Here is a 17,348-nt window from a genome sequence, read left to right on the forward strand (position 1 = left end):
GCGCGAGCCTTGATCCACATAAGGACCTAATGGGATCATGCCCGCGTTCGCCAAGCTGCTGTCTTGGACGAAGCAGCGTTTGCCGGTACGTTAATATTGCGTCTACTGGCTTGGCAGCGAGCCGGCCGCAATCGGAACACCCCAAAGTTTGTTCTCGATTGGCCTAGCCCGGCATCATCGGTCAGAAGCCTGCGTGTGTTTTAGCGAACGTAAAGCTGACGTTTGTAGTTCGTCAAGATCTCGCAGCCAGTTTCGGTCACGCGAACAGTCTCGCTGGTGCCGACGTCCGCAAAGCCGAAAGCCTTGACCATAGAGGGGATATGGAAGACCATATTGGGCTTGAGGATCCGCGTTTCCCCTCGCTTAAACGACAGGATGTGCCCTTCGCCCCAATCCGGCGGGTAGCTGATGCCGATGGAATACCCCGTACGCTTGAAGCGGCCTTCATAGCCTCCAGCATTGACGGTCTGCGACCAGATGGTCCACACCTCACCGAGGGGGCGATCGGGATGTATGCCGTCGAGCATGTTTTCCAGCGCCCTTCGTGACACGTCCTCCATTTTCTCGAGTTCACGGTTGGATGGACTGACCACGGAAGCCCGCATGATCGCGGCGCTATAGCGTCGAACAGTGCCGGACAGTTCGAGGAAGACAGGATCACCCGGCTGAATCTGCCGGCCCGACCACGTGCCATGCGCATAGCTCGTGCGCACGCCCGAAGTCACAAACGGCGGGTAGCCGGGGTATTCACTTCCCTGGAGCGTGACCACGCGCTGGATTTCGGCGGCGATTTCATTCTCGTTCACGCCGGCCCTTATCTGGTTGATGCCCGCTTCGATGCCGGCCTCGGCAATCCGCGCTGCCTGCCGGATATAGTCTATTTCGGCATCGGATTTGACGACGCGGACCGCCTCGACAATCATCGAGCCATCTTCGAAACGGACGTCAGGGAGAAGGGTCTTGAGCGCTTCGTAATCAGCGATCGAGAAGAACCAAGACTTTTCCTCGAACCCCACCTTCGCCTTGGCAAAACCCAGGTTTCGCAGCGTTTCCGCGAGCAGCTCGAGCGGGGCCTCGTGGTCCATGTAGCTGGTACTGTTATCTATCCACGAATAGGCCCGGACATTCACCTCTTCAATGCCACGGGTGATATGGAGGGGCTCCCCTTGCAGCGGGATAAGCAGATACTGGGCGGAGGCATAACCGAGCGTGTTGTAACCGCTTAAGTAAAGCATGTTTTCGGGGACGGTCACCACGAGGATGTCCAGATCCCGCGCTGCAATGCCTTCGCGGACCGTCTTGAGCCTTCTTTGATACTCCTGGATAGTAAAAGCCAGGTCTTTTTCTACCTTTATCGTGTCTATGCCGGAAACTTTCATAGGAGCCCTTCGAAAGAAAGAGGCGCGCCACGCGCTGGACGGCGTATTGTAGCATCTGATCTGCGCACAACGTTGCCGTCGTTTCCGAGATTGCGCAGGAAACCTGCGTTGAGTTGGCCTTGATTGCTCAAAAGCCTCCGTCCTCGTCGACATTGCTGTTGCATCGGCAGCCGCCTCCAACAATCCAAATGTCTAGAAAACGGCGGCGGGTCGGGCGAAATCTGCGCGGAGGTTGTGCCCGCGTCGGGAGCCTGGGACCCTCGCCGGCTTAGATCACTTCACTTCCGGCAGCCTCGGCGCGCGTGCCGTCCGTCGGAGTGTTCTGCCAGTTGAGATGGCAAGCTTGTGATCGGGTAAGAATGCGGCTGCCGTCACCGCTGACGTCGCGTCCACTGTCTCGAGGCGCTGAGGGCGCGGGCCTCCCGATGCAAAGTGCCTGCGCGCACGATTGGCTGCTCCCTCCCGGCTCGAAAGTCTGCATGCAATTCGCATCTATGCAGAAAATCCTCAACATGGGCGAGAAATAGGGGGAATTTCCCACAGTCTAACGGATATGATGATTCCTACAGAGACGAAGGCAGTTCCCCGCTGCCGCCAGCCGCGTTGGCGCTTGGACGTCTGTCCGGGGCGTTTGGACAAATGTAAACCGTAATTGACGAGCTCTATGACTATGAACGGCAGTGTGCTTCCATTAAACCGCATCCGTGAAGATTTTCCGGCCATCCAAAACTTTATTTACATGGATGTTGCCAATCAAGGATTGATCTCTCTAACTACCCGCAGATCTTTCGAGGAGCATCTGAAAAACAGATTGCACGGGATAAACGATGAGCTTAGCCAGTTGGCGGACATCGAGAAGACACGCGCCCGATTTGCTCGATTTGTTGGTGCAGATAAAGATGAAATTGCTATCACAAAGAACGCGTCAGAGGGGATCAACATAATCGCCAACGCGATTGACTGGCGACCCGGCGACAGCGTTATCTTATGCCCTCAACTTGAGCATGCAAACAACATCCTGCCATGGCTCCAAGTGAAAGCTCTACATAATGTTGATCTCAAATTAGTGGAGCCGGATAATGGTGCGATTCCCGTAGATGCGATTGTCAATGCGCTTGATTCCAGGACTCGCGTTGTGGCGCTTTCAACTGCAACGATGGTTCCTGGTTTTCGGACAGTCTCGCAACCTGTCGCGGAGGCGTGCAGGCGTCATGGCGCCTTCCTCTTGGCGGATGGGACTCAGTCGGTCGGAATACTCCATACCGATGTCAACCGGTTGGGAGTAGATGGTTTGGCCGTCTCGACTGTGAAGGGATTGATGGGCCTCTACGGATCGGGATTTCTCTACTGCCGCCGGGAGTGGGCAGATCAGCTAAAGCCAGCCTACCTCGCTCGCTTCAGCGTCGATCTCGGGAACGCACCAGAATCGGCTCCCATTCTCAACGCCGCCAAGCTGCGGGCTGGGGCGCCTCGTTTTGACATCGGGCATTACAATTTCCCAGGCATGATTGCCGCCCACGCATCCTTGGGACAACTGCTGGAGATCGGAACAGAAGCAATCGACAAGCACGTGACATCTTTGGCAACTCGACTGGCTTCAGGACTGCTACAAACCGGACTGCCTGTCTGTGGCGGGCCTCCTGGCGAGCACACTGGGAGTATTGTGGCGGTGGGCGACATGGCTGCACTCGGCGGAGCGCAAGAAATAGCCGCCTACATACCGTCGCTGCACAGTTATCTTGCGGAAAACAAGGTCGTTGCATCAACGCGACGAGGACTCCTTCGGTTCTCGCTCCATCTTTACAACAGCGAGGAGGAAGTCGACGAAGTTGTCGATATAGTCAAGAAATGGTCGAAGTAGCTGCGCCAGATCACAAGCCCATAGGAGAATTTATGTCATCGCCAAGCGCAGATACCGTCGCGCTTCTTCAAGACCTTGTCAAAATTGAAAGCGTAAACCCTTCGCTTTCGCCCAGGGGCAGCGGAGAACAGCGGGTCGCCGAATATCTTGAAAGGTTTTGCCGGGACCGAAACCTGCCTTATGAACTCCAGCACGTTGTCGACGGCCGCTCGAATTTCTTGACCTGGATCTCAGGCAAAGACCCTAGTCGGCGGCTTCTTTTTGTGGCCCATATGGACACGGTGCCCACTGATAATTGGGCTTCCGATCCATTTTCTCCCGAATTGAAGGATAATCGACTCTACGGTAGGGGAAGTTGCGACACAAAGGGTTCCCTCTCTGCAATGATGATCGCCCTGAGTACCTTAGGGGAGCGTCAGCCGAATGCCACAATTGTCGTTGCCGCCAGCATCGATGAAGAGTACCGCAAGATCGGCGCTCGCGCCATCGCTCTCTCCGGCAAGTCGTATGATGCCGCGGTTGTTGGTGAACCAACCGAGCTTGAGCTTGTAGTCGCCCACAAAGGGTCGGTCCGCTGGCAAATCGACGTTCAGGGTGTCCCTGCTCACACTTCGAAGCCGCATCTCGGAGTCAATGCAATCTCAGGCATGGCAAAGGTCATCTTGGCGCTCAACGAACACGGAGAGAACCTCGCTTCCCGCACCCAGCCTTTGGTTAGTCCTCCAACTTTGACGGTAAGTCTTATCGAGGGTGGCCTGGAATTGACGACGGTTCCTCCATCGTGCCGCATCTGGGTGGATCGACGTCTCGTTCCAGGAGAGCGACCGGAGCAGGCGTTGGCAGAAGTGGAGAACATACTGCAAGGTTTGCGGGATCACGAAGACATCAACGTCCGATCATTACTGCCCGCGCTTGAAGATCCTGCTCCGGACAGTGCCGAGTCAAGCAAGATAGCTTCCGTGGCAGCGCAGGCGTGTGCCGAAGTTGCCGGGACGGGCAAGTACATTGGAGTGCCGTACGGCACGGATGCTAGTCAGCTATCATTGGCCGGCATCCCGTGCATCGTGCTCGGGCCAGGAAGCATTGATCGCGCTCACACAAATAATGAGTTCATTGAGTTGGATCAACTTGAAAGGTCCGTTGAAATATATAGACGCATAATGCTCAGCTACTAGTTTTGGAACCGCAAATTGAGATTAGCAAGGATGCTTGTCACGTAGTGAGAGAGAGGCCCATGGTCCGGCTCGACCACTCTCAATCGGGAAGAGATCATCGCTATGAATGATCATGGTCGAAAAGTTCTGGTAATGGCCAGTAGCAAGGGTCTTGGCTTGGCCATCGCCAAACGACTAGCTAAAAACCGCTCGGAAGTTGTTATTTGTGGTCGTGACAAGGCGTCATTAGACAGAGCTGTAGGTGATCTACAGAAAATTGAGGGATGCGCTGGCGCTCATGGCATAATTGCAGACTTAGCTCAGCGAGCGGATGTCGACATGTTGTTGCAACGCACTTTGGAACTCCTCGGGAGCATTGATTGCCTCGTCGTAAATTCTGGTCATATGCCGTACGGAACTCTCGAAGACCTAAACGACGATGATTGGGATCATTCCTACGAGACGCTTCTCATGAGTGCTGTAAGGGTGTCGCGAGCGGCAGCCGCTGCAATGAAAGCGTCTGGTCGTGGGGGTGATATCGTCTATGTTTCCTCGGCAGGCGTGCACGAGGTGACAGGTCACCTACTCCTATCGAACGTCATGCGTGCCGGAATAGCAGTATTAGCTAAGCACCTCGCAGACACACTTTCGGGAAGTGGTGTTCGCGTGAACGTTGTCGCGCCTGTTATTTTGACACAGGCAGAGTTCACAAAAGAATTGAGGCGTTGATGGTCGACGAAGGCCTCAATCGAGATGCCGCTATCGAACGTGTGGCCAATACCAATCCCTTGGGGCGGATTGGAACTGCCGACGAACTCGCGGAGCTGGTTGGATTCATCGTCGGTGACCGAGCAAGATACCTGAATGGCACGACAATAGTGATTGATGGAGGAGGCAGCCGCCTTGTGACATAGCTGCAGGTGGACGTTGGTACATCCCTCGCCGCGTCCGACGCCCTGAGCGCTGGGCGTCGCCGCCACGGATAGACATTCAAAAAAGGTCCGCGCACGCACTGGAGCAGGATAGCCCCGATATCCTGAAGCGGCGCCAGGGCGGCCATAGAGCGCGTCGGAACCGATGAAGTTGATCGCGCCGGCAATGTAGCGGCCGTTGCGCTTCGCCATCACCAGCAGGATGTCGTCGGCCATGCGCTCGCCGATCAGCGAGAAGAATTGGCGGTTGAGATAGGGGGCTTCTTCGCCTTCTACATTGGACACCGGCAGCCGCAAATGGGTCCTTCCCGCCAGCTCGACCTCGATCCGGCGAAGCTTGTGTTCATCGATGAGACGGCCTCTCTCCACAAAGATGGCCCGCCTGCGTGGGAGAGCGCCGCGCGGCGAGCGCTGCCGGGCCGGCGTGCCGCATGGCCATGTGTGGACGCCCCCGGTGGTGCAAGAAGAATCTTTGGTAAAGGCTACTGCGCGTGATCGGGTGCTGCCATGTGTTCGGCCTCTCTTGCGGCTTTCATTGCCGCGGGCCCGTATGGGAGTTTGAGGATCAGGTCCACATCACTGGAACGCGCTCGAAGCGCTCCTCATGCGCCTGGTTCGTAAGCGTTGCGCCAAGGCACCTTTCCCGAAATCGTCTTGATGGTTAAGTCGCTTATTGGTCGGCGCGCCGGCGCCGATCACTCCCGATCGTCATAGCGGGTGACGTAGTGGAGTTCGCGCAGGGCGGGGATGACGAGGGCGATGTCTTTGTACGCCTCGTGCTCGATGAAGTGCGCGGTGTCGGGCCCCGGCCTGGGCTTACCGAGGACGGGCCTGTCCTTTTTGTCGACGCAGTAGATCAGGATCGGCAGCAGCAGGCCGTGGTTGGGGTTGTCGAGGTCGAGTAGCCGTTTCCAGCGTTTGATGTTGAGATTCATGGCTGCGTAGAACCCTTGGCACCACGGCCGGGGGTCGATGCCGCCGCTGGGCGTGCTGGTGAAGCGGGGCGCATAATCCTGCGGTCTGTCGAAGAGCGTCTCGTTGATCCGGTTGTGGATCCTGGCGACGCTGGCAAACACGGCGTGATCGGTTGCAGACCCTTTGGCCAGGACGTTCCGCGGCAACCCCATGAGCGGGCACATCCAGTCTTGCGGGTCCCGGTAGCGAGGCCCGGTGACCGACGCCGTTACGAAGCCATCCAGCGCCGATATGGTCTGCACCAGCGGGCGGGGGTTGGTCTTGACGGCCATCCAGACCTCGAGCGCCTCGTCCGACAGCGCCATGTCATCGAGCGCGCTCATGCCGCCAAGGGGAGCGGCATCTCTTCGCGGCGCACCCAGTTCCATGGCATCAGTTCGTCCCATCGCGAGGCTGGCCAATCATTCTGGATGCGCTCGGTGACGTCGGCCATGTAGGCCTCGGCATCGACGCCGCAGAGCTTGCAAGTCTCTATGATGCTGAGCACGACCGCTGACCGCTCGGCCGCTGCGAAGCTGCCCGAGAAAAGCCAATTGCGCCTGCCGACCGCCATCTCGCAGACATTCTGCCCATGTCGGGCGCGAGGTTGTCGTTTGGTATCGATGGCATCCGTATTTCGAGCGGACCGTTCGATGCGAGTATACCGAGGAGCGGGCGAACGGCAGAGTCGCGCACATTGTCGTGCGCCATGGCGAAGTCATTGTCGTTCCCGCATGGATGTTGGATCGCGACGTTTGCGAAGCGTTTAGCTTGGGCAGCCCTCAGGTAACTGTGGATGCGCTGACTGACCTTCACAATCTCTTGATCCATCGGGGGTTTCGTAAGGGCCTTGCGAGCGGTTCGAACGCTCAGGAGGTTATCGATGAAGACATTGCCCCCGCCAAGCCGGCTGCCAGCACTGCGGCAGTTGATCATGCCACTCGACTCCCGAGCCCTGGACGGGCTGACGAGAGCGCAACGCGCAGTCGCGGTCGCGAGCCTCGCCAATCTGCTGATGGCGGCCGCAGGTGTCGCGGAGAAGGAGATGACCGATGACGGGCGGTAATCTTCTTCCCACGGCACTCCTGAAGCGCAAGGCCGTCGTCTACGTCAGACAGTCGACGGCCCAACAGGTTCATACAAACCTTGAGAGTCAACGCCGGCAATATGAGCTGGTCGACGTTGCGCGGCGTTGGGGGTTCCACAATGTCGAGGTGATCGACGAGGATCTGGGGCGCAGCGCGAGCGGCGCCGTCGAGCGCCCGGGTTTCGAGCGGCTCGTCGACGATCTGTGCACCGGTCATGTCGGCGCAATATTGTGTCTTGAGGCCTCTCGGTTGTCGCGCAATGGTCCGGACTGGCACAGGCTGCTGGAGCTTTGCGGTCAGGTCGATGCGCGCGTGATCGATATCGATGGCATTTATGATCCTGCCAAGCCGAACGACCGGCTGTTGCTCGGCATGAAGGGCAACATCAGCGAGTTCGAGCTTTCTGTCATTCGGGCGCGGATGTACGAGGCCGCGCGGCAGAAGGCCCAGCGGGGCGAACTGCGGATAAGCGTGCCGATCGGCTACATCTGGCACCGCGATTACGGCCTGGGATTCGACCCTGATATTCGGGTCCAGGAAGCCATCAGGCTTATATTCGCGCGGTTCCGCGAGATCGGTAGCGCCCGCCAAGTGCTGATCTCGCTCAATGCCGAAGGCATGCATTTTCCGCGCCCATCTGACGGCAAAATGATGGTCTCCTTCGAGTGGGTTCCGATCCGCTATCGCAACGTCATCAGCGTATTGAAGAACCCTTTCTATGCGGGGGTCTATGTGTACGGCAAAACCCAGAAGCGGACCGAGATCGTCGATGGCCGCGTTCGCAAGAGCTATGGCCACCGTAAATCCCTTGAGGATTGGGCGGTTATGCTCAGGGAGCATCATGAAGGCTATGTCCGCTGGGACGAGTATGAGCGGAATCAGAAGCTGCTCGCCGCCAACACCTACGGCAAGGGCGGCGGTGTAAAATCCGGTCGAGGCGGAAGGGCTCTTCTGGCCGGCATGCTCACCTGCGGTCATTGCGGTCGGCGCCTGTGCGTCGTTTATGTCGGCCGTCGCATCGGTTATCATATCTACCGTTGCGACCGTTCGAACCTCATGCTGGCGCGACCCCGATGCATGACCGCCAATGGCGGTCGAGCTGACGCTGCTGTCTCGCAGGAGGTTTTGCGCGCCGTGGCGCCCATGGCGATAGAAGCAGCATTGGAGGCGGAGCGCATGCATCTCGAAGGCGAAGCGCAGAGAAGGCAGATGCTTGAACTGGATTTGCAGCAGGCCCGCTACGAAGCCTCGCTTGCCGAGCGGCGCTATGCGGCCTGCGACCCCGACAATAGGCTCATAGCCGCTCAGCTTGAGAAGAGCTGGGAGGCGACGCTTCGCCGTGTCGAGGCCTGCGAAGCCCGGCTCAACAATCGGCAAGTCCGCGATGACGCCGCCATCCCCGATTTTGCCGGCCTGGCTCAGGATCTCAGGGCTGCATGGGACGCTTCCGATGTCGACATGCGTTTTCGGCATCGGCTTCTGCGCGCGCTGATCAAGGATATCGTCGTCACGGTGGACGATGATGCGAGACAGGTCGAACTCACTATACACTGGCAGGGCGGACAGCATTCGCAGGTTCACATTCGCAAGCCAAAGTCCGGCGAGCACACCAAAAGCACGCCCGAGGAGGCGATGGCCATCATCCGATCGATGGCGACGCGCTGGTCCGACGCAGATGTCGCCGCCACGCTCAACCGCATGGGAATGCGGACTGGTCAGGGAAAGACCTGGACAGGGCATCGCGTCAGCTCGTTGCGCCGGGTGCACAAGATCGACGGCTACCGGTCTGCCGGCAATACTGACGGAGAATGGCTCACCATGTCCGAAGCCGCGACCAAATTCGGCGTCACCAACCATAAAATCCGGCGTGTCGTCGAAGCCGGGCTCTTGCCCACTGAGCAAATCATGCCCGGCGCGCCCCATCAAATCCGCGCAGCAGACCTCGAAAAGCCCGCCGTCAAAGCCGCGATCTCGCGCAAGGGCCCGTGTCGCGTCACCGACCGAGACCAGAAATCCCTGTTTTCCGCCATTTGAAGAGGAGCAGCATAATGAATCAGGCATCGTAAATCCACGAATGGCCCGCTCCGCGATGAGGTTGTCGGGCTCGAGTTGGCCATCGTAGAGGAAGCGATTGAACGCTCGCCATCGCTTGGTGCCATAGGCGAAGGCCTTCGCGATATCGGCATGGCGCGACAAACCCTTGCCCTGGCGCATGAGCTGTCGTCGCAGCGCGCGGACCAGTGGTCGGGTTCGCCTTCGTCGTGCGGCCAATCGCTCGGCGGGCGGCAGCCCCCGTATCTCTTCCTCGATCCGGTAGATCGCCTGGATACCGGCCATCGCCGTCGTGCTGAGCTCGGTCGGCTGGCTGTCGTGAACGTCGAATATCTTGCGACGCAGATGGGCCAGGCAGGCAGCTTCTCGAATGGCGCCGCCCTTGTAGAGCTGATTGTAGCCGCTGAATCCGTCGGCCTGGAGGGTGCCAGCAAATCCGGCGAGCTCGCTCATCACGCTCTCGCCGGCGCGGCCCATGGTGGCGCGATACCAGGCGATCGGCGGCTCCTTCGAACCCGAGTTGCGGTCGTCGGCGACGTAGACCCAGAGCGCGCCCTTGTGCGTCTTGCCAGTGCCGGGCGCCAGGATCGGAAGCCGCGTGTCGTCGGTGTGAATCTTGCTGCGGGTACGGCCGATCTCACGGATGCGGTTGTAGATCGGATCGAGCAAGGCGGCGGCGTAGCCGGCGCTACGCGCAAGCGTGGATCGCTCGATATCGACGCCCTTGGCGGCCATCATCTGTACCTGACGGTAGTAGGGCAGATAATAACCCCACTTGGCCATCATGATATGGGCAAGTGCGGCATAGCTGAGCTTGCCGCGTGCAATGGCCTTGGCTGGTGCCGGCGCCTGGATGATTTTATCGCAGGTCCGGCAGCTGTACTTGGGTCGAACGGTCTCCATCACCTGCCAGGCTTGGGCGACCAGATCGAGCATCTCGTCGCTATCTTCGCCCATGGCGCGCAGATCGCCGCCGCAGCCCGGGCAGCATGCGCAAGACGGCTCGCGAACAATGCGCTTGCGCGGCAGGTTGGGGTTGAGCTTGCGCACCGGCAACACCCGGACCTTGTCGGTGTCAGCGACGATGGGCGGCTCGATATCGGGCACGCCGGCAGCTACATCGGTCTCGAGATCTTCGAGCTCGAGCAGCATCTGGCCCAGCTTCTCGGACGAGCGGCCGAAGGTTTTGCGGTTGAAGCGATCGATCTGCAGTTGCAGGCGCTGGATGCGAAGCGCGGCCTCGGCGCGCTCTCTTCGCAACTGCTCATCGCGTTCGGCGATGGTGGTGTCACGGGCAGAAACGGCCGCCTCCAGAAGCGCGATCCGGGCGAAGAAATCAGCGGTTGAGGGAGCTTGTTCCGACACCCAAATTACATACCCGAAAGACCTCTGTTACGAAAGTAAAATCGGCACAAAATCAATAAGAAACGACCGAATTTAGCCGGCCAGACGCGGTCGATAAATCTTGTTCGGCCGGCGCCAGTCGATCCCGTCCAGAAGCAGCGAAAGCTGTGCCTTAGTGAGCGACACGGTCACCTGATCCTTGGTGGTCGGCCAGGCGAAACAACCATCGGAAAGCCGTTTTGTAAAAAGGCAGAACCCCTGGTCGTCATGCGCCAAAATCTTGATGATATGACCCTTGCGTCCACGGAAGCAGAAGATCGCGCCGGTATGCGGTTAGGTGGCGCGCCACCTAACCGCATTTATGCATCGGGTGAGATTTTGTGGCGGAGCCGTCCTGGCGCCAGCCGGGGTCTGCCAAATCTGGCTTCCTCCGCCACATAATATTTCATGCCTCTCTGACGGACGCGGGATCCCCCTGCGTCGCAATGCCGGAGGGGCAATATGCTCGACTTCTATTTTTCGTATCGTGGGGTACTCAAGCGCCTGCGTAGCGGTGCGCTCGGCGGCGAGATGGATCGCCTCGCGGAGCATTTCTTCACGCTTGGTTACAAGCGAGCATCGGCCAAGTGTTATCTGAGCCGGATTGCGCACTTTAGCCAGTTTGCCGCGACGCGCTCTGGTCCGATGCCGATCCTTCAAGATGTCGTCGATAGCTATTTGCGTACGTTTACTACGGATTCTCCGCGCATTGGGGCAGTGTCGGCGCTGGGACACGCACGGCGAGTGGCTCCGGAGCGGTTCATTGTTTCCGTTCCAAATAAAGAGGATGATCCGGACGCCCCGCTTCTGGCCTCCTTTTCGGACTATCTGCGTAGGGTACGGGGCCTGGAGCCGAAGACCCTCGAAGGCGTTCTTCTGGGCGGCCGCCGCTTTCTGGATTGGTTCCACCACCACCATCCTCGGCAAAACCTGGAGATGTTGACGGCTGAGCACGTCCTCGCTGCTGCCGAACATCGGCTGTCGCTATCGGCGACCTCCAGCAGCCGCACGGCAGCGACTTCTCACATTCGAACATTTCTTCGGTTTTTGTATTGGGCTGGCCACCATCGCCAAGATCTCGCCTGCCTTGTCCCAAGGACGCCCTCTTGGCGTTTAGCACATTTGCCGCCGCGCCTTGCATGGGATGACGTTCGGCAGGCGATCGATGCGATCGGCGCAACGACACCGGTCGACATCCGCGATCGAGCCGTCCTGCTGCTGCTCGCCACCACGGGCATTCGCAACGGCGAGTTACGCGCCATTCGGCTGAAGGATATCGACTGGCGTACCGGCGAGGTTTTTGTCCGGCGCACCAAGGGCAAACGTGATCGGGTGGTGCCACTCCTCGAGGAGACCGGCGCCGCACTCGCCGATTACATCCTGCGCGCTCGACCGAAGGTGGACAGTCCGTATCTGTTCCTGTCCTTCAAGCCGCCGCTGGGACCGTTCACGTGCGCATCGCCTGTTTCGAGGATCGTGCGGAAGCGGTTGCGGCATGGCGGGGTCGAACTCGGGCGGGTCGCAGGTGCGCATCTCCTGCGCCACAGCCTTGCCACCCAGCTCGTCAGGCAGCGAAGGCCAATCAACGAGATCGCCGATCTTCTTGGACACCGGAGTATCAATACAACGGCGCTGTACGTGAAGGTTGCGGCCTCACAACTCGCCGAGGTCGCACTCCCGTTTCCGGGAGGCGCGGTATGACCGTCTTTACCCAATTCCTCGGCGAGAAGGCCGAGCGTTACATCGAACTGCGCCACTCGCTCGGCTACTCTTTCAGCAAACAAGCCGCCACCTTGCGGGCTTTCGTCCGCTACGTTGAACACGCTCAGTTCGTTGCGCCCGCCACCCGGACGATGGCGCTGGACTTCGTCCTGTCGTTCGGTGGCGCCGCCAACAGCCGCACCACTCGTCACGGCGTGCTCCGCCGATTCTACGAGTATCTCACCATCTATGACGCCCAAACCGAGGCCTTGGAGCGCAGAGTCTTTCCCAGATCCAGGGCAATTCCGCCGCCGCGCATCCTCAGCGAGTCAGAGTTGGCGTCGCTCATCGACGCATGTGCGCGCATTTCGCCAGGCATCCCACTCAGGGGGCGGACGATGGCAACGCTGATCGGATTGTTGGCAAGTTCGGGACTGCGATCTGGCGAAGCGGTCAGACTTGATCGTTCCGACGTCGATCTGACCAGCGGGGTTCTTCTGGTTCGGAAGACGAAGTTCCGCAAGGACCGTCTCGTTCCAGTTCACACGACGACCCAGGCTGCCCTTCGCCACTACGCACGTGATCGTGACGCCGCTTTTCCCACGCCCAAGGACCAGGGCTTCTTCCTCAGCTCTCGTGGCAACCGCCTCTCAGCGACCGGCCTGCAAAACGGTTTTGCCGAGGTCCGCAAGCTCGCCGGCCTTGATGGCGGTAAGCCCTTAAGGCCGCACGATCTCAGGCACCGGTTCGCCGTGACCCGTCTCAGCTTCTGGCATCAACAGCGTGCAGACGTTCAGGCGTTGCTCCCGTTGCTCGCCACATATCTCGGCCACGCCAGCTACAGCGATACAGCTTACTACCTCACGGGTTCGGCGGATCTTCTCGCCATTGCGGCGGATCGCGCTTTCCTCGATGGAGGTGCAGCATGAGCGAACATATGCTCCTAGCGCCGCTCCTGGAATCCTACTTTCGCCGGCGCTTGACCAAGCAGCGCAACGCCACTCCCGCGACTGTCGCGAGCTATCGCGACGCCTTGCGCATGCTGATCCTCTTCGCCGCCGCCAGGTTGCGGAAGAGGCCGGCGGCGTTGGTGCTTGAAGATCTCGATCGAGACCTCATTCTCGCCTTTCTCGACGAACTCGAGGAGAAGCGGAACAACACCGTCGCCACGCGCAATGCCCGACTAGCTGCGATACGATCTTTCTTCCACCATGTGGCAGCGGCCGACCCGGCGTCCTTTGGTGTCGCGCAACGCGTTTTGACCATTCCCACAAAACGGGCACACATTGAGGTGACGCGCCACCTCACCAGCGCAGAAGTGGACGCAATCATTGGGGCGCCCGATCAGAGGACGCCCCGTGGCCGGCGCGACCGCGCGTTTCTGCTGTTCCTCGCGCGGACCGGCGCGCGCGTCTCCGAAGCCATCAGTGTCGATGCTGACGACCTTCAGTTGGAACGCCCGCGTTCGCAGGTGCTGTTGCACGGTAAGGGGCGCAGAGATCGCGTCATCCCCGTTCCTCAGGATCTGGCGAGAGCGCTGGCGGCCGTGTTGCGCGAGCGCGGTATCGCCAACCACGAACCACGACCGATCTTTGTCGGCGCCCACAATGAGCGCCTGACGCGCTTCGGGGCTACCCACATCGTACGACGAGCAGCGGCCAAGGCCGTGGCCGTAAGGCCGGACTTGGCTGAAAAGCCCATATCACCGCACATTTTTCGACACTCCCTCGCCATGAAGCTTCTCCAGTCCGGCGTGGATCTCTTGACGATTCAAGCCTGGCTCGGCCACGCACAGGTCGCCACCACCCACCGCTATGCCGCTGCGGATGTCGAGATGATGCGCAACGGACTCGAAAAGGCGGGCATCGAGGGCAATTACGGGGCGCGCTTCCGGCCCACCGATGCCGTTCTGCAACTGCTGGACAGCATCTAAGCTAAAACATTATGTGGCGGAGCACGACAGATTTGGCAGACCCCGGCTGGCGCTAGGACGGCTCCGCCACAAAATCTCACCCGATGCATAAGTGCGGGTCGAGCGCGAGGACCTGCTGCACCATCCGCGCCAGGCTGTCGATTCCGCGGCGCATATCGGTCGCGCCGCAGCACAAGTAAATCCGGTCGGTCGGCACCACCGTGATCACCTGGTCAACTCCGCCAGGACGATGCGCAGCGCATTCGGATCGACGGTCCCGTCGATCCGCAATCGCGCACCGCTCGGAAAGGCCACGACGATCCTGCCGGCCGGGTCCGGGCAATCGGCGACGGGCCGTTCGACACCGGGCAGATCGCTCACCTCGATGCGCGCGAAGGTCGCCATCGCCTGATCGGCATCGAGCTCGCCGCCGCCCATCTGCTTGCGCCAGGCATAGAGCTGTGACGGCGCTACGCCGAACGCCTGCGCGACCTCGGTCACCGACGACCCCGCCGCGCTCGCCAGGTCGACCAACGCGCGCTTCTCTGTGCAACTCCACAGCCGTCGTTGCCGCGCGCGCCCAATCCCTGTGGCACGGTCTTCCGCCGCCGCGGCATCGCTTAACTCGGCGACCAAATCGCCCCTTGCATGTTCCAATGTCATGGCGCGAAAGCTCCATGTTCATCGGCCTATCGCTTACCATGGAAGGGCCCCTGCGGCGCGATGAGACCGTACTCAGAAAGATGGCCGCGGATCGCGTTGATGAGTTGAGTACGCTGGCCGATCAGAATATCCCGGGTTCGGAAGATCACGGAGGAGGCCTGTTTGGCCTCGCTCTTAACGGCTAGGCGCGGTGCTGCTCGTCGAGCGCTGGATTCTGGCGCGGCTGAGGAATCGATCCTTCTTCTCGATCGCCGAGCTCAACGCGGCGATCGCCGAACTGCTCGAGGACCTGAACAACCGGCCGATGCGCCATGTCGGCCGCTTTATGGGCTCCTGATGTCGAACATCCGATACTTGTTGCCCACCGCGTCACGTTAGGCAAGCAGGATCGAGCCGGAAGTCTCGCCGTCAGGATTCGAGCCAGCATACAGTTAAGGCGGAGGCGTTGCTCATATCCCGCGCTGGATGCTTGACGAACCCTTTCACGCCCGGCCTCGTCGCATCGATGAACTGGTTAAAGAATGGCGCGATTAAGCCGCCCTCGTCGCGAACGATCATTGCCATCTCGCGATAAAGGTTTTTGCGCTTGCCCTGATCGAGTTCGGCCCTCGCCTCAATGAGAAGCTTGTCGAATTTCTCTTTGACGAAGCGCGTGTCATTCCAAGCGGCCGTCGACAAATACGCGACGGAGTACGCTTGGTCCTGCGTCGCGCGACCAGTCCAGAAGGTGGCGGCGAATGGCTGCTTTAACCAGACTTCCGACCAGTAGCCGTCGCTCGGCTCGCGCTTGACCTCGATGGTAATTCCGGCCTTGGCGCAGCTCTGCTGATAGAGTTGGGCGGCATCGACGGCACCGGGGAAGGCGACGTCAGAGGTGCGCAGCAGGAGCGGTCCGCTATGGCCCGACTTCCGATAGTGAAACTTGGCTTTGTCCGGTTCAAAGATGCGCTGCTCGATATCGTCAGAAAACAGCGGGTACGAAGCGTTGATTGGAAAATCGTTGGCCACTGAGCCATAGCCGCGCAGGATTTGGGTGAGCATCTGCTCGCGGTCGATGGCGAGCTTGAGCGCCATCCGGAGATCGTTGTTATCGAAGGGGGGCGTGTCACAGAACATGTTGAAGCAATAATAGCCGCGCCCCGAAACGTTCTGGACGGTCACGCCGGGGATACGATTGACCAGGTCAACGACCTTCGGCTCTACCCGGTCGATCATGTGGACCTGGTCGCTTCGCAGGGCCGAAATACGCGCCGTGGCGTCGTTGATGACGGTGATCTCGATCTGATCGGCGTGGCCACGCTTTTCGCCCTGCCAGAAATTCTTGAACCGTTCGCCCCCGTGCCGTACGCCCGGCTCATTCACCTTAATCTTGTAGGGCCCTGCTCCGATACCGCCAGCCGGATTGTCCTTGCCCCCGTTCGGTTGGATGACGAGATGATAATCGGTCATCAGATAAGGGAAGTCAGCGTTACCGCCCTTCAGGGTGACGATGACCTCGTCGCCATTTGCCTTGAGCGTGTCAATACTCCCCAGCACGCCCAGAGCGCCCGATTTTGACCTGGAATCCGAGTGCCGCTCGAGCGTCGCCACCACATCATCCGCGGTGACGGTCTTGCCGTTGTGGAACTCGACTCCCTTCCGAATCTTCATCGTCCAAGTCTTGGCGTCTTTGGACGAGCCGATTTCCTCGGCGAGGCGGTTTTCAACGCCGCCGTCCGGGGTCAGTTCCATCAGCAGCTCACCCCAGCATTTGCTGAAGGCGATCGGGCACGCGCCGGGGAAGAACGCCGGGTCGAGAGTGTCAGTCGCCTGACCACCCTGAAGGCCGGCCTTCAGAATGCCACCCTTTTGCGGGACCTGCGCATTCACAGCACCGGCAAGAAGCGAGTTGGCGAAGGTGGCGCTCACGCCGAGTGCCGTCGCGCGACCGAGAAATTCACGCCGGCTCAGTCGGCCGGCAGCGACGTGGCGGCTGAGGTAGTGAAGTTCCTGCGACATTGGATGCTCCTCTCTTCAGACGCGTTCCCATGAGATCGGACAAGGCGGCTCTATTTTGAGCATCGATACCAGCACCAATGTGCCGCGTGGAACGAATTGTCCTTCTTACAGCGCAGGAAATCGGCGTTTTTGGCGGTCATACGCGCAAGATTGACCCTTGTGGGTGTGGATCGACTGGCCAGAGTTCAAACGCGTGACCGTCGCTCCCTAACGTCGAGCCAGCGAAGACCACGCGGCTGAGGCCGCGCGCTTGGCTTCGTCGGCGAGCAAC

General features: G+C 59.7%; 15 protein-coding genes and 5 pseudogenes. 10 read left to right on the forward strand and 10 right to left on the reverse strand.

Annotated features, from left to right (window positions below; translation table 11 throughout):
- Window positions 1–200: 200 nt before the first annotated feature.
- Entirely contained in the window at window positions 201–1,379 is a 1,179-nt protein-coding gene (locus tag JG743_RS30940) for a M24 family metallopeptidase (protein ID WP_202296193.1), read from the reverse strand.
- A gap of 670 nt (window positions 1,380–2,049) precedes the next feature.
- Here JG743_RS30940 and JG743_RS30945 point away from each other — a divergent pair.
- The 3 genes from JG743_RS30945 to JG743_RS34870 all read left to right on the forward strand — a co-directional run bounded on the left by JG743_RS30945 (window position 2,050) and on the right by JG743_RS34870 (window position 5,123).
- Window positions 2,050–3,240, forward strand: a complete 1,191-nt coding sequence (locus JG743_RS30945; RefSeq protein ID WP_244672997.1) for an aminotransferase class V-fold PLP-dependent enzyme — start codon at window positions 2,050–2,052, stop codon at window positions 3,238–3,240.
- Window positions 3,241–3,272: 32 nt separating this feature from the next.
- Window positions 3,273–4,415 (forward strand): M20 family metallopeptidase, encoded by a 1,143-nt coding sequence (locus JG743_RS30950; RefSeq protein WP_202296197.1) that lies wholly within the window; start codon window positions 3,273–3,275, stop codon window positions 4,413–4,415.
- Window positions 4,416–4,547: 132 nt separating this feature from the next.
- Window positions 4,548–5,123 carry an SDR family NAD(P)-dependent oxidoreductase gene (locus JG743_RS34870; protein ID WP_446720474.1) on the forward strand — a complete coding sequence of 192 codons (576 nt, stop codon included), beginning with the start codon at window positions 4,548–4,550 and terminating at the stop codon, window positions 5,121–5,123.
- A 323-nt stretch (window positions 5,124–5,446) separates the two neighbouring features.
- Here the strand turns inward: JG743_RS34870 and JG743_RS30965 are convergent.
- Window positions 5,447–5,584, reverse strand: a pseudogene (locus JG743_RS30965) (peptidogalycan biosysnthesis protein); the annotation flags it as partial.
- 54 nt (window positions 5,585–5,638) lie between these two features.
- Here JG743_RS30965 and JG743_RS30970 point away from each other — a divergent pair.
- Window positions 5,639–5,765, forward strand: a pseudogene (locus JG743_RS30970) (IS630 family transposase); the annotation flags it as partial.
- Window positions 5,766–6,021: 256 nt separating this feature from the next.
- On the opposite strand, the gene JG743_RS30975 reads toward JG743_RS30970, so the two are convergent.
- Both JG743_RS30975 and JG743_RS30980 read right to left on the reverse strand, forming a co-directional pair.
- Complete coding sequence (locus JG743_RS30975; protein WP_244672996.1) at window positions 6,022–6,669, reverse strand: UPF0149 family protein; 648 nt, start codon at window positions 6,667–6,669, stop codon at window positions 6,022–6,024.
- Window positions 6,621–6,854 carry a transposase domain-containing protein gene (locus JG743_RS30980; RefSeq protein WP_244672998.1) on the reverse strand — a complete coding sequence of 78 codons (234 nt, stop codon included), beginning with the start codon at window positions 6,852–6,854 and terminating at the stop codon, window positions 6,621–6,623. The genes JG743_RS30975 and JG743_RS30980 overlap by 49 nt, the downstream gene beginning before the upstream one ends.
- Window positions 6,855–7,163: 309 nt before the next feature.
- Between JG743_RS30980 and JG743_RS30985 the strand changes: the two genes are divergently transcribed.
- Together JG743_RS30985 and JG743_RS30990 are read left to right on the forward strand one after the other, a co-directional pair.
- A complete protein-coding gene (locus JG743_RS30985; RefSeq protein ID WP_202296203.1) occupies window positions 7,164–7,346 on the forward strand; it encodes a hypothetical protein in 183 nt (60 codons plus the stop codon).
- A complete protein-coding gene (locus JG743_RS30990) occupies window positions 7,333–9,402 on the forward strand; it encodes a recombinase family protein (RefSeq protein WP_202296205.1) in 2,070 nt (689 codons plus the stop codon). The genes JG743_RS30985 and JG743_RS30990 overlap by 14 nt, the downstream gene beginning before the upstream one ends.
- A gap of 81 nt (window positions 9,403–9,483) precedes the next feature.
- On the opposite strand, the pseudogene tnpC reads toward JG743_RS30990, so the two are convergent.
- Both tnpC and tnpB (JG743_RS34875) read right to left on the reverse strand, forming a co-directional pair.
- Window positions 9,484–10,785: pseudogene (gene tnpC / locus JG743_RS30995) on the reverse strand (IS66 family transposase); the annotation flags it as partial.
- A gap of 72 nt (window positions 10,786–10,857) precedes the next feature.
- Window positions 10,858–11,085: pseudogene (tnpB, locus tag JG743_RS34875) on the reverse strand (IS66 family insertion sequence element accessory protein TnpB); the annotation flags it as partial.
- A 180-nt stretch (window positions 11,086–11,265) separates the two neighbouring features.
- Between tnpB (JG743_RS34875) and JG743_RS31005 the strand changes: the two are divergent.
- The 3 genes from JG743_RS31005 to JG743_RS31015 are packed head-to-tail and all read left to right on the forward strand — an operon-like array spanning window position 11,266 to window position 14,437.
- Window positions 11,266–12,504, forward strand: coding sequence for a site-specific integrase (locus JG743_RS31005; RefSeq protein WP_202296176.1), 1,239 nt, complete (start codon window positions 11,266–11,268; stop codon window positions 12,502–12,504).
- Window positions 12,501–13,433 (forward strand): tyrosine-type recombinase/integrase, encoded by a 933-nt coding sequence (locus JG743_RS31010; protein ID WP_202296179.1) that lies wholly within the window; start codon window positions 12,501–12,503, stop codon window positions 13,431–13,433. Before JG743_RS31005 ends, JG743_RS31010 begins: the two co-directional genes overlap by 4 nt.
- Window positions 13,430–14,437 carry a tyrosine-type recombinase/integrase gene (locus JG743_RS31015; RefSeq protein WP_202296181.1) on the forward strand — a complete coding sequence of 336 codons (1,008 nt, stop codon included), beginning with the start codon at window positions 13,430–13,432 and terminating at the stop codon, window positions 14,435–14,437. Before JG743_RS31010 ends, JG743_RS31015 begins: the two co-directional genes overlap by 4 nt.
- Before the next feature lie 76 nt (window positions 14,438–14,513).
- Here JG743_RS31015 and tnpB (JG743_RS31020) read toward each other — a convergent pair whose 3' ends face one another.
- The 3 genes and pseudogenes from tnpB (JG743_RS31020) to JG743_RS34410 form a co-directional block, all read right to left on the reverse strand.
- Window positions 14,514–14,645 (reverse strand): IS66 family insertion sequence element accessory protein TnpB, encoded by a 132-nt coding sequence (gene tnpB, locus JG743_RS31020; protein ID WP_202296174.1) that lies wholly within the window; start codon window positions 14,643–14,645, stop codon window positions 14,514–14,516.
- Window positions 14,642–15,079 carry an IS66-like element accessory protein TnpA gene (gene tnpA, locus JG743_RS31025; protein WP_202296172.1) on the reverse strand — a complete coding sequence of 146 codons (438 nt, stop codon included), beginning with the start codon at window positions 15,077–15,079 and terminating at the stop codon, window positions 14,642–14,644. The genes tnpB (JG743_RS31020) and tnpA overlap by 4 nt, the downstream gene beginning before the upstream one ends.
- A gap of 47 nt (window positions 15,080–15,126) precedes the next feature.
- Window positions 15,127–15,264 (reverse strand): annotated as a pseudogene (locus JG743_RS34410) (IS110 family transposase); the annotation flags it as partial.
- A gap of 5 nt (window positions 15,265–15,269) precedes the next feature.
- Between JG743_RS34410 and JG743_RS31030 the strand changes: the two are divergent.
- Window positions 15,270–15,416, forward strand: coding sequence for a hypothetical protein (locus tag JG743_RS31030; RefSeq protein WP_202296207.1), 147 nt, complete (start codon window positions 15,270–15,272; stop codon window positions 15,414–15,416).
- A 71-nt stretch (window positions 15,417–15,487) separates the two neighbouring features.
- On the opposite strand, the gene JG743_RS31035 is transcribed toward JG743_RS31030, so the two are convergent.
- The gene (locus JG743_RS31035; RefSeq protein WP_202296209.1) at window positions 15,488–17,077 is read right to left on the reverse strand and encodes an ABC transporter substrate-binding protein; all 1,590 of its coding nucleotides are present in this window, start codon (window positions 17,075–17,077) and stop codon (window positions 15,488–15,490) included.
- Window positions 17,078–17,348: the final 271 nt, after the last annotated feature.

Origin of the sequence: Mesorhizobium sp. 131-2-1 (assembly GCF_016756535.1) — a bacterium.
Taxonomy (GTDB): domain Bacteria; phylum Pseudomonadota; class Alphaproteobacteria; order Rhizobiales; family Rhizobiaceae; genus Mesorhizobium.